Genomic DNA, 12,514 nt, shown 5'->3' on the forward strand with positions numbered 1-12,514 from the left:
ACGTGGGAGCGGGAGACTTCCTTTGAGCTGGAGCGAAATCATCTGGCTTTAGGCGGAGCCGCCGTCCGCCGAGAGAAGCCGCCGCACCTCGTGCATCCGCCAGCCGACGGTGGCTTCCGCGACCCCAAGGATCTCCGCTGCTTCCGCGTGGGTGAGTTGTTGCCCGGCCACCAGCACGACCGTGTCCCGGAGAGCAGGCTTCAGCCGCGCAATGGCGCTCTTTAGCCATATGGCATCATGGAGGTCGCGGCCATCCGGAGCCGGTGCCAGGCCGGCTAGTACCGTCAGCCGTTCGCCAAGCGACCAGATCGACCGCCGCCGGCGCATCAGGTCGCGGCAGGCGTTGTACGTGATGCCGCAGAGCCAGGTGCCGAACTTCGCCTCGCCGCGGAAGGTGCCGATCTTTTCCACCAGCGTGCAGCAAACGTCCTGCGCGATATCGTCGGCATCGGCGCGCGTGCCGGTCAGCTGCCAGGCGAGAGCGTGGATCCGGTCGTAGTGGCGCTCGAGCAAGCTGGCGAACGCATCCCGGTCGCCGGCGCAGGCCGCGGCAACGAGACTGTGATCTGGATCGTTGCCGATCTGTAGCATCCGTTGTCCTGCGACGCGCCCTTGCTCCTTGCCGGTTATGAACAAAGGGAGCGGCACTCGCCAGCAGGGTTGATGCTCACGATCGTGACCACCGTGAGGGAGCGAGAACTGGTGAAGAAGGTAGCTGACATTGACGCTTGCGGCCAAGGTGCTTGGCACCGGGTGCGCGTGCTCGTGCCGGTTGGGAGCGGGACGACCGGCAAGTGGACGTGAGTGTTGGCAGTGTCATCGTCCTGGCGACGATCGCGACGTTTGTGCTCGTGCATGTCTTCGGCAACCGGCTTCGTTTTCTTGCAACCACTCCGAGAAGCGTCTGGCTCTCCGCCGCTGGCGGGGTCTCTGTCGCTTATGTGTTTGTTCATCTGCTCCCCGAGCTCGCAGAGCATCAGGAAACGCTTGGCGAGCGAGCCCGGGATGCCGGCTTCTTCGCTTCAGTGGAGAGTCACGCCTATCTCATCGCGCTGCTCGGCCTCGTTCTGTTCTACGGAGTAGAGCGGTTTGCGCGGACTGCAGGCGGCGCAAGGCTCGGATCTGGGCGCGCGGAGACGCCGCTGCCCGTGTTCTGGATTCATCTCGGCGCCTTTGCGATCTACAACGTGCTGATCGGCTACCTGCTTGTGCATCGCGAGGAGGCGGACCTCCGAGGGCTGATCATCTATGCCGTTGCCATGTCGCTTCATTTCGTCGTGAACGACCAGGGCCTGCGCGAGCAGCACGGGTCAACATACCACCGATATGGCCGGTGGGTCCTGGCCGTTGCTCCGGTGGCCGGCCTGGTCATCGGTGTCGCAACGCAGGTCTCCCCGCTCCTGCTCAGCACCCTGTTCGCGATCCTGGCGGGCGGCGTGATCCTCAACGTGCTGAAGGAGGAGCTGCCCGAGGAACGGGAAAGCCGCTTTGCAGCCTTCGCATTTGGCACGGCTCTCTACGCCGCGCTGCTATTGCTGACCGCCTGAGCCAGCGAGTCAGGCCGCCTGCGCCTCGATCTGCTCGCTTGCCTCCAGCCAGCGCTGTTCAGCCCGCTCGAGGTCCGCGGCCAGCTTCGCCCGCCGCCTCGAAAGCTCGCTCATCGGCAGTGATGCCAGACTGGGGTCGGCCGATCCCGGATCGAACATGGCCCGGTCAATGGCGGAGCATTGAGCCGCGAGTCGCGCGCTTTCCGCCTCCGCAGCCTCGGCCGCCTTCCGCAACGCACGGGCCTCTTCGCGGGCCTTCGCCTCCGCCTTGCGATCAGTCTTTGCGGCGTTCGGCTTGCCTGCGACCTTGGATGGGTTCCGCCCGAGAACGAAGTCGATGTAATCGTCGATGCTGCCGGGGTAGTCGATGGCCGCTCCATTCTCGACCAGCACCAGCCGGTCCGCAGTCAATTCCACCATGTGGCGATCGTGACTGATGAGAATGACCGCGCCCTCATAATCGTTGAGCGCCTGGACCAGCGCCTCGCGAGCATCGACATCGAGGTGGTTGGTCGGCTCGTCGAGGATCAGCAGGTGCGGAGCATTCCTGGTGATCAGAGCCAGTGCGAGCCTGGCGCGCTCACCTCCGGACAGCTTGCTGGCGGCAGTCGTCGCCTTGTCACCCGAGAAGCCAAAGCGGCCAAGCTGGGCGCGAATGGCGCCCGGCGTCTGCCCTTGCATGGCGCGGCTCATGTACTGCAGTGGCGTATCGTCGCCCTTTAGTTCCTCCACCTGGTACTGCGTGAAATAGCCGACACGCATCTTGCCCGACGCATTGATGGCGCCCTCCATGGGCGCGAGCTGCGCAGCAAGGAGGCGGGCAAGCGTGGTCTTGCCGTTGCCGTTGCGTCCCAGCAGTGCAATGCGGTCGTCGGGATCGATCCGGAGGTTGAGCGAGCGGAGCACGGGCGCTGCGTCAGCATAGCCAACGGCGGCCATGTCCAATGTGATCAGCGGCGGCTTCAGTTCCGTCGGGCTGGGAAACGAGAAGCTGAGGCTGGGATCCTCGGCCACGGCTGCAATTGGCTGCATCTTGGCCAGCATCTTTGCGCGGGACTGGGCCTGTTTGGCGGTCGATGCGCGCGCGCTGTTGCGTGCGATATAGTCCTGGAGCCGCGCGCGCTGAGCGTCCTGCGCCGCCTTGGCCGCCGCCAGCTGCGATGCGCGCTCAGCACGCTGCCTCTCGAAATCGTCATAGCCCCCGGCGTACAGCGTGATCTTGCCCCGCTCGAGGTGCAGGATCGTGTCGACCACGTTGTTGAGCAGGTCGCGTTCGTGGCTGATCACCACGAGCGTGCCCCCGTAGCTCTTCAGGAAGTTCTCGAGCCAGAGGGTGGCTTCAAGGTCAAGGTGATTCGACGGCTCGTCGAGCAGGAGGACGTCGGGCTCGGAGAACAGCAGCGCAGCCAGCGCCACGCGCATCTTCCAGCCTCCGGAATAGCTGTCCAGCGGCCGTGCCTGCATCTCCTCGTCGAAGCCGAGACCCAGCAGGATCCGCGATGCCCGCGACGGCGCGCCATAGGCGTCGATCGCCAGGAGCCGCTCGTGCACGTCGCCCAGGCGATCGGTGTCAGCGCAGGTATCCGCCTCCGCCATCAGCTCGGCCCGTTCCCGATCCGCCGCGAGCACGGTCTCGAACGGCGTCGCGGTTCCGCTCGGCGCCTCTTGCGCGATGTAGCCGAGCCGCGTCCGGCGCGGCATCTCGATTTCGCCTTCATCCGCCTCGAGCTGGCCGATCATCACCTTCATCAGGGTCGATTTGCCCGCACCGTTGCGGCCAATCAGCCCGACCCGGCTGCGCGGTCGAATCGAAGCCGTAGCGCGGTCGAGGATCGTGCGCCCGCCAAGGCGCACCGTGATTCCGTTGATGGTCAGCATGGCGGGCCGCTTACCAGCCAAACGTGGCGAACCCAAGACAGGGCGGCGCGACAGGAACGCTGCCGGAGATGCTCCCCAGATGTGGGCAGATCTGAGGCAAGGCAAGCTGTTGCGATCGGCTCAAAAGGTGCGCTGCAGTGCACCGAGGCCGACGCTTCCCCTTCCGCTATTCGTACCTTAAGGATGCGGCAGGGTGGTGCCTGCGGTGCCGGACCGGTGTCCGGCGGCCACTCGAAAGTTGTTGTACGCGTATGTCTTTGAGCATCGGTGAAAAGGCGGCGGATGCACCGGACTTCCTGACAAGCGGCGGTGCCATGGGTGCGCTGATGCGCAGCTGGGACTGGTCGAATTCGCCACTCGGCGCGCCCGAAGCGTGGCCTCAGTCTCTGCGCTCCGTTGTCGGACTGCTGCTAGGCTCCAAGTTCCCGATGTTCGTGGCTTGGGGCGATGAACTCGGCTTCCTCTACAACGATTCTTATGCCGAGATCCTCGGCATCAAGCATCCGCAGGCGCTTGGGCGACCGTTTCGGGAGATCTGGGGGGAGATCTGGGAGGACATCTCGCCGCTGGTGGACGCGGCGATGGCGGGAGAGGCGACTTATCGCGAAAATCTGCCGTTGCTGATGAACCGGAAGGGCTTCGACGAGCCCACTTGGTTCACGTTCAGTTACTCACCGGTGCGCGATGAGAGCGGAAAAGTCGCCGGAATGTTCTGCGCTTGCACGGAAACGACGCAGGCCGTGCTCGCCGAACGTCGAAAAGCCGAGGAGCGCGAACGCCTGGCGCGGATGTTCGAACAGGCCCCCGGCTTCATCACGATCCTGACCGGCCCGGAGCATGTATTCGAGTTCGCGAATGCGACCTACCGCCGCCTGTTCGGGGATCGGAATTATGTCGGCCGGTCCGTGCGCGAGACCTTCCCCGACCTCGCGGACCAGGAGTTCTTCGGCATCCTCGACCGGGTCTACCAAACGGGAGAGCGCTTCGTCGCGTCCCGTATCCCCGTCAGGCTCGCCCGGCAGTCCGGCAGGGGATGGGACGAGCGTCACGTCGACCTGATCTACGAGCCGATTACCGACGAGACGGGCAAGGTGACTGGGATCTTCGTCGAAGGATATGACGTCACCGAGCAGTATCGTGCAGAAGCGGAACTGCGAGAGAGCGAGGCCCGGCTCCGCGCATTGACGGATAATCTGCCTGCCGGAATGGTTTACCAGATTGCGACGGGACCGGATGGGACCGACCGCCGCTTCCTGTATGTTTCCCAGAGTCACGAGAAGCTGACCGGGGTCCCGGCCTCGGCCGTGATCGAGAACCCGTCGATCCCGTACGAGCTGATCCTGCCGGAGGATCGCGAGGAGCTCGTCCTCGCAGAGGCGGAGGCGATCCGGGAGGGAAGCCAGTTCGATGTCTCCGTCCGGTTCCGGCGGACCGATGGAGAAACGCGCTGGTGCCGCATCCTGTCGGCTCCTCGCAAGCAGCCGAACGGTTCGCTGATCTGGGACGGAATCCAGATCGATACGACGGAGCAGAAGACCACCGAAGCCGCGTTCCGGGATCTCAACCAGACCCTGGAGAAGAGAGTGGCCGAGCGCACCCAGGAGCTCGAGAAGGCGCACGAGCAGCTTCGGCAAAGCCAGAAACTTGAAGCCATGGGCGCCCTGACCGGCGGCGTTGCCCATGACTTCAACAACCTGCTCAGCCCGATCGTCGGCTCACTGGACCTGTTGCAGAGGCGGAATGTTGGAGGCGAGCGGGAACGCCGGCTGATCAATGGCGCGCTGCAGTCGGCCGAGCGCGCACGCGTGCTCGTTCAGCGATTGCTGGCATTTGCGCGCCGGCAGCCGCTGCAGCCGAGGTCGGTCGACGTGGGTGCCTTGGTTTCCGGCATGGCCGACCTCATCGCCAGCACCACGGGACCCCAGATCCGGGTCGTGGTCGAGGTTGCCGATAGCCTGCCGGCGGCCTTCGCCGATCCCAACCAACTGGAAATGGCGATCCTCAACCTCAGCGTGAACGCCCGGGATGCCATGCCGGAGGGGGGCTCGCTCCGAATCTCCGCTCACACTGAAACGGTGGCCGAGGGCAATCGGGAGCGAATCCAGCCCGGGCAGTATATCCGCCTCTCGGTCGCGGACACCGGCATTGGGATGGACGAGGCGACCTGCAAACGGGCGGTGGAGCCGTTTTTCTCGACCAAGGGCATCGGGCGTGGGACCGGGCTGGGGCTCTCCATGGTCCACGGCTTGGCGTCGCAGCTGGGCGGTGCACTGACGATCGAGAGCCAGCCAGGCCTGGGCACCAACGTGGAGATGTTCCTGCCGGCCACCACGGCGGATGCTGAGCAAACCCCCGATCCCAACCTCGCGGCCAGTGTCGTCACCGCAAACGGGACCGCGCTGCTGGTGGACGACGAAGACTTGGTCCGGGCAAGCACGGCCGACATGCTCACTGACCTTGGCTACGAGGTCGTCGAAGCCGCTTCCGCCGAGGAGGCGCTAAGGCTCGTCGAGAATGGGCAGTCGGCGGACCTGCTGGTCACGGACCACCTGATGCCGGGAATGACCGGAACGGCCCTGGCCCGGGAGCTTCGGACCCGGTGGGAGGACCTCCGGGTGCTCCTCGTGTCCGGCTATGCGGAAGCGGAGGGAATCGCGCCGGACCTCGTGCGGCTGGTGAAGCCCTTCCGTCAGGCCGACCTTGCTGCCAAGCTGGTCGAGTTGGAGGAGCTCGAAGGCTGAGGCACCCTCTCGTTCAAGCGCCCGGTACTGCCCAGAACCTCGACTACCTCTCCGATCAGCCGCACTTGGAGTAACCGCACTCCAGGCAGTTGTTGCAGCCTTCGACCTTGACGATCGCTCCGGCACCGCACTGCGGGCAGGCCGGGCGCGGCGTAGCGGCGGCGACCTCGGGCTCCGGCTGCGGCTTGCTCTCGGACATCGCGGCTCCGCCAAGCTGCGAGAGATGCCGCTCGATGATGTCGCCGATGGCCGCGAGCAGCGAGGGCACGTACTTGCCCCCCATCCATGCGCCGCCACGCGGGTCGAACACGGCCTTGAGCTCCTCCGCGACGAAGCCGACGTCGGGGGAGCGGCGGAACACGGCGGAGATCATCCGCGTGAGGCCGAGCGTCCAGGCATAATGCTCCATGTTCTTGGAGTTGATGAAGATCTCGAACGGCCGCCGGTCGGCGCCTTCCCCGATGTCGTTGATGGTGACGTAGACCGCATGCGCGCTGTCGGGCCACTTGAGCTTGTAGGTCGTGCCGTGCAGCGCCTCCGCCCGCGGCTCCAGCGGCGGAACGACCGGAGCGGCAGGCTTCTCCTCCTTGGTCGTGGACAGCACCGACCCGGTGATCGCATTGGGCCGGTAGGTGGTCAGGCCCTTGCAGCCGAGGTGATAGCCCTCGACGTAGATGTCGGCGAAGTCCTCGAAGCTGATGTCCTCCGGGCAGTTCACCGTCTTGGAGATGGAACTGTCGACCAGCTGCTGCGCCGCCGCCTGCATCGCCAGGTGATCGGCGGGCTTCAGCGTCTGGGCGCTGACGAACAGGTCGGCGGGGGGCACTTCGTTGCCCTTGAGCTTGCGCCAGACGTGCATGGCATAGTCTTCGACGGGCTCAATCCGGTGGGAGCCGTCCTTCTGGAGAATCCGGCGCTCGTAGCTGTAGGCGAAGACGGGCTCGATGCCCGACGAGACGTTGCCCGCCAGCAGCGAGGTCGTGCCGGTCGGGGCAATGGAGGTCAGGCAGCCGTTGCGCAGCCCATGTTCACGGATGAGAGCGCGCGTCTCCTCGTCGAGGCTCCGGAGGCTGGGAGCGTCGAGCATGGCCGGATCGTAGCAGGGGAACGCCCCCTTCTCCGCCGCCAGCAGCGCCGAGGCGCGATAGGCCTCGCGTTTGATGACGCCAAGCCAGCGCTTGGTCAGCTCCACGGCTTGCGGGCTGCCGTAGGTGGCACCGCAGAACAGCAGGGCGTCGGCAAGGCCGGTGATGCCCAGACCGATGCGGCGCTTGGCCTTGGCCTCGGCCTCCTGCTGCGGGAGCGGGTAGCGCGAGATGTCGATGACGTTGTCGAGAAGGCGCACGGCGGTGCGGGTCAACTTCCCGAGATGATCCTCGTCGAGCAGGGCCTCGCGCTCGAACGGGCGGTCGACCAGCCGTGCCAGGTTGATGGAGCCGAGCAGGCAGGCACCGTAGGGCGGCAGCATCTGCTCACCGCAGGGATTGCTGGCGCTGATGGTCTCGCAATGTGCCAGGTTGTTCTGCTGGTTGACCCGATCGACGAAGATGACTCCGGGCTCCGCGGCATCATAGGTCGCGCGCATCAGGCGTTCCCACAACTCGCGGGCGCGAACGGTGCGGTAGGTCTTGCCACCGAACACCAACGGCCAGTCGGCATCGGCACCGAGCGCTGTCATGAACGCGTCCGTCACGAGCACCGAGATGTTGAAGTTCCGGAAGCGCTTCGCGTCACGCTTCGAATCGATGAATGCCTCGATGTCCGGGTGGTCGATGCGCAGGCAGCCCATCATCGCGCCGCGCCGCTGGCCGGCCGAGATGACGGTACGGCACATGGAGTCCCAGCAATCCATGAAGGTCAGCGGGCCGGATGCCTCCGCGCCCACGCCGAGCACGGGCGACCCGCTCGGCCGAACGGTCGAGAAGTCCATGCCAACGCCGCCGCCCTGCTGCATGGTGACGGCCGCCTCCTTGAGGTGCTCGAAGATGCCGGACAGGCTGTCGGGGACGGTGCCCATGACGAAGCAGTTGAACAGGGTGACGGTGCGGGAGGTCCCCGCCCCCGCCAACACGCGGCCTGCCGGGATGAACTGGAAATCGCGGATGGATTCTTCGAAGCGGGCGCGCCACTCGTCGCGGTGTTCCGGCGCTTCGGCCTCCGCAACCGCCTTGGCGACCCGCGCGGCGGTCGCATCGAAGCTCTCGTCGCCGCCGCCGTCAGCGGGCTTGAACCGGTACTTGGCGGTCCAGATTTCCTCGGCGATGGCGATGTCAAAACCCATGGCGTCCTCCCAAGATGATGTAGGTAGGGAGGCTACTGACTACAAGCTGTTGTAAGTTGATCCTGATCATCGCGCCGCTGGAAAGCATCGATTCGCCCACAGCTAATCAGCGTGTCTCCCCGGCGCGCGGGCCGAACAGAATGGGGCCGTAGCTGAGCAGGAACAGGCCGAACGCCGCGATCCACAAGAGGGCGCTGCCGCGCATCAATTCCGTGTAGCGCTCGATCAGCAGCGGGGCCGCGACGCGTGTCACAGCGCCCAGCGTGATCAGCACATAGATCGCCTGCGTCGCCCCGTTCGCCTTCAACTCCCGTCCCGTGTGGCCGAGCGTTGCGCGGGTCATCACGGCCAGGATCATGCCCGCCATGGCTCCGGCAGTCAGGGCGTGGACGGCGGCAGACTGCACGATGGCGGGGTCGAGGATGCTGGCACCGAGCATCCCCAGTCCGATGGGAACCCACAGGAAGGCGACGTGAAGCATCAGCACCAGCGGGTCGGCCGTGGTGCGATGGCCTTTCCAGCGCAGCAACCGAACGAGCTGCAGCGCACCCGCGGCGAGAAGCATGGTCGCGGTCAGGGGATGGCTGGGGAAGAGCACCCAGGCGAGCGCCGCAGCGAAGGTGATCCCGACGCAGGCCAGGTCAAACGGGCCGGGCTGCGTGGGCAGACTGTCCTTCACGCCCCGCTTCGCGAGCCAGTTGCGCGTGAAGCTTGGCACGATCCGGCCCCCGATGAGGCTGATGAGCACGGTGATCATGCCCACGGCCAGCCTGACCCCGGCCGTGGTGTCCTGAACCAGGCCGGCCATGCCCGCATGATCGAGCGCGCTAGCGAGGGCGAGGAGGAGGACGATGCCGACCACCGGAATGTTGCGGTTCCGAGCGGCGATGACCTCCTGTCCGGCAATGAAGGCGAGCGCCAGGAGGAAGCCGACGTCGAGCACCGCGGCGAAGGCCAGTCCGACCTCGCCCGAGAAGAAGACCGCCAGGCGCGCCGCAAGCCACAGTCCGGCGAAGGCTGCGAGCGGCGGGCCGGCGATGGGCAGGCGGCCGGTCCAGTTCGGGATGGCGGTGAGCAGGAAGCCCGCGATCACCGCTCCGACGAAGCCGAACAGCATCTCGTGCCGGTGCCACGCGAGCGGGTCCATGGCGGTCGGCAGTTGCACCGTCCCCGAGAGGCTGAGCAACCATGCGACGAGCGCCAGCAGCGCCCAGGCGGGGCCTGCGAAGAAGAAGGGGCGGAAACCGCCACGCAGGAAGGGCGGCGCATTTGCCATCCGCCTCCGGCGCAGGTCGAGCATCTGTTCACCACGGGTCAGCATGGCCCGCGAATGCGCTCGGCACAGAGGCGCAGCTATGCGGAATAGTGCGTAGTCAGGTGAGCCAGGAGCGGATCACGAACGCAACCGCGCCGAGCACGGCGACGCTGGCGGCCCAGATGAGCACCAGCCAGCCGAGCTTCTTCCACCATGGGCCGGGACCATCGCCGTCCATCAATGGTAGCCCTCGGAACCGACCTTCCCGCGGAACACCCAGTAGGCCCAGGCGGTGTAGGCGAGGATCACCGGCATGATGATTGCGACGCCGACCAGCATGAAGACCTGGCTGCGCTCCGGAGCGGCGGCGTCCCAGATGGTGATGCTGTCCGGAATCACGAACGGCCACATGCTGATGCCGAGACCGATCATGCCGAGCACGAATAGGCCGAGCGAAAGCAGGAATGGCCGGTAGCGCCGGCGCTTCGCGATGCTGCGGAAGAGCGCGAAGAACAGGATGCCGGTCAGCAGCGGGACCTGGCTGGTGAACAGGATGTTGGGCCAGTCGAACCAGCGCTCCCAATATTGCCGGGCGAGCAGCGGGGTGGCCAGGCTCACCGCGAGCATGAGGACCGCCGTGCCGATCCCCGCCTTCACGGCAAGGCGATAGGCATGCTCCTCTGCCCGGCCGGTTACCTTCATCGCCAGGAACGCAGCGCCCAGGAGGGCGTACCCGACGACCACGCCGACGCCGGTCAGCAGCGAATAGGGAGACAGCCAGTCGAGCCAGCCGCCGGCATAGTTGCGGCCCTCGATCGCGATGCCCTGCAGCAGCGCGCCAAGGATCATGCCCTGCGACAGGGCCGCGACCAGCGAGCCGACGAAGAAGGCGAAGTCCCAGAAGCGCTCGTGCCGCGGGTCACGCCAGCGGAACTCAAAGGCGACGCCGCGGAAGACGAGGCCCAGCAGCATGGCGATGATCAGCGGGTAGGTCGCCGGGAGGATGATCGCGTAGGCCAGCGGAAAGGCCGCGAAGAGGCCCCCTCCTCCGAGCACCAGCCAGGTCTCGTTGCCGTCCCAGACCGGAGCCACCGCGTTCATCGCCTGGCTTCGCTCCTCCCCTGGCTGGAAGGTCGGGAAGAGGATCCCGATGCCAAGGTCGAACCCGTCCATGACGACGTACATCAGCACCGCGAAGGCGATGATGAACGCCCAGATGGTGGTCAGATCGAAGTTCACCGCCATGAAGTTACTCCGCCGGGCTCGGGAAGGCTTCCCGGCCGCCTTGGGGATGCGGGTTCTGCGTCGGACCCGGCGTGATCCCGGCCGTGCGGATGGGCGCGGTCTCGTCCTCGCCGGGCTGCGTCTCGCCCGTGTGCGGCGGCTTGTGCATGAGCTTGAGGATGTACCAGGTGCCGATGCCGAAGACTGCGAAGTAGACGACGACGAACGCGGCCAATGAGGTGGCGACAGCGGGAGCGGCCAGCGGGCTGACGCTGTCCACGGTGCGGAGCAGGCCGTAGACGGTGTAGGGCTGGCGGCCGACCTCGGTCGTGACCCAGCCGGCGATCACCGCGACGAAGCCGGACGGCCCCATCAGCAGCGCCGCCCGGTGCAGCGCACGCCAGTCGTAGAGCCGCTTGCGCCACCGTGCGATGAGGCTCCACAGCCCGATACCGAGCATCAGGAAGCCGATGCCGACCATGATGCGGAAGGACCAGAACACGATCGGCACCGGCGGCTGCTGGTCGTCCGGCACGGTGTCGAGGCCGCGAACGGGTGCGTTCAGGTCGTGGTGGAGGATCAGGCTGGAGGCCTTGGGGATGCCGAACGCATAGTCGAGCCGCTGCTCCTTCTCGTTCGGAATGCCGAACAGGTAGAGCGGCGCGCCGTCCGGATAGCTGCGGTAATGGCCTTCCATCGCCATCACCTTGGCTGGCTGATGCTCCAGCGTGTTGAGGCCGTGCAGGTCGCCGACGAAGATCTGCACCGGGGCGACAAGGGCCGCCATCCACATTGCCATGGAGAACATCTTGCGGGCGTGGGGATTGGCCTTGTCCCGGAGCAGGTGCCAGGCGCCGACCGCTCCGACGACGAACGCCGTGGTCAGGTAAGCGGCGGTCACCGTGTGCACGAGCCGGTAGGGGAAGCTGGGATTGAAGATAATGTCGAGCCAGCTCGGGCCCGGCAGGAAGCGGCCGTCCGGCGACATGACGTGACCTGTCGGGGTCTGCATCCAGCTATTCACCGACAGGATCCAGAAGGCGCTGATGAACGTGCCGAGCGCCACCATCAGCGTGGCGGCGAAGTGGAGCTTCTTGCCGACCTTGTTCATGCCGAACAGCATGACGCCCAGGAAGCCGGCCTCCAGGAAGAAGGCAGTCAGCACCTCGTAGGCCATCAATGGGCCGATCACCCCGCCGGCCTTGTCGGAGAAGACGGACCAGTTGGTGCCGAACTGGTAGGACATGACGATGCCGCTGACGACGCCCATGGCAAAGGCAATCGCGAAGATCTTCAGCCAGTATTTGAACAGGTCGAGGTAGAGCGGCTTGCCCGTCTTCAGCCACAAGCCTTCGAGCACGGCGAGGTAGCTCGCCAAGCCGATCGAGAAGGCCGGGAAGATGAAGTGGAAACTGACGGTAAACGCAAACTGGATGCGCGCCAGCACAATGGCCGTGGGATCCAGGTCCATGGTCGAGTTCTCCGCGTGTTTACAGTGCACCCGCGCTGTCCCCCAGAATGTAGGGTTTCGTGGAGCGGATCAAAGGCTCGGGGAGCGCGAAAATCTCACATTTATGTCGCCGGAGAG

At 65.8% G+C, this 12,514-nt stretch carries 9 protein-coding genes; 2 read left to right on the forward strand and 7 right to left on the reverse strand.

All coding sequences use genetic code 11. The annotated features are described in order from the left end of the window. Positions 1–48: 48 nt before the first annotated feature. Positions 49–591, reverse strand: coding sequence for an RNA polymerase sigma factor (locus JT720_RS01675; RefSeq protein ID WP_205478931.1), 543 nt, complete (start codon positions 589–591; stop codon positions 49–51). A 209-nt stretch (positions 592–800) separates the two neighbouring features. Here JT720_RS01675 and JT720_RS01680 point away from each other — a divergent pair, with 209 nt between their 5' ends. Beyond that, positions 801–1,547, forward strand: coding sequence for a hypothetical protein (locus JT720_RS01680; protein WP_205478932.1), 747 nt, complete (start codon positions 801–803; stop codon positions 1,545–1,547). A gap of 9 nt (positions 1,548–1,556) precedes the next feature. On the opposite strand, the gene JT720_RS01685 is transcribed toward JT720_RS01680, so the two are convergent. Then, on the reverse strand, positions 1,557–3,425 hold the full coding sequence (locus JT720_RS01685; RefSeq protein WP_205478933.1) for an ABC-F family ATP-binding cassette domain-containing protein: 1,869 nt from the start codon (positions 3,423–3,425) through the stop codon (positions 1,557–1,559). A gap of 251 nt (positions 3,426–3,676) precedes the next feature. On the opposite strand from JT720_RS01685, the gene JT720_RS01690 reads away from it, so the two are divergent. Continuing rightward, positions 3,677–6,166, forward strand: a complete 2,490-nt coding sequence (locus tag JT720_RS01690) for a PAS domain-containing protein (RefSeq protein WP_237219611.1) — start codon at positions 3,677–3,679, stop codon at positions 6,164–6,166. 55 nt (positions 6,167–6,221) lie between these two features. On the opposite strand, the gene JT720_RS01695 is transcribed toward JT720_RS01690, so the two are convergent. From JT720_RS01695 to JT720_RS01715, 5 genes are all read right to left on the reverse strand, one after another. Next, entirely contained in the window at positions 6,222–8,447 is a 2,226-nt protein-coding gene (locus JT720_RS01695; protein ID WP_205478939.1) for an adenosylcobalamin-dependent ribonucleoside-diphosphate reductase, read from the reverse strand. Between the two features lie 106 nt (positions 8,448–8,553). After that, positions 8,554–9,768, reverse strand: a complete 1,215-nt coding sequence (locus tag JT720_RS01700; RefSeq protein WP_205478940.1) for an NnrS family protein — start codon at positions 9,766–9,768, stop codon at positions 8,554–8,556. Between the two features lie 52 nt (positions 9,769–9,820). Continuing rightward, positions 9,821–9,940, reverse strand: coding sequence for a DUF2474 domain-containing protein (locus JT720_RS01705; protein WP_205478941.1), 120 nt, complete (start codon positions 9,938–9,940; stop codon positions 9,821–9,823). Further along, positions 9,940–10,947: a cytochrome d ubiquinol oxidase subunit II gene (gene cydB / locus JT720_RS01710; RefSeq protein WP_237219612.1), complete on the reverse strand. Its 1,008-nt coding sequence runs from the start codon at positions 10,945–10,947 to the stop codon at positions 9,940–9,942. Before cydB ends, JT720_RS01705 begins: the two co-directional genes overlap by 1 nt. Before the next feature lie 4 nt (positions 10,948–10,951). Continuing rightward, entirely contained in the window at positions 10,952–12,397 is a 1,446-nt protein-coding gene (locus JT720_RS01715; protein ID WP_205478942.1) for a cytochrome ubiquinol oxidase subunit I, read from the reverse strand. Between the last annotated feature and the right edge of the window lie 117 nt (positions 12,398–12,514).

The organism is Sphingomonas arenae (assembly GCF_016924655.1).
Lineage (GTDB): Bacteria > Pseudomonadota > Alphaproteobacteria > Sphingomonadales > Sphingomonadaceae > Sphingomicrobium > Sphingomicrobium arenae.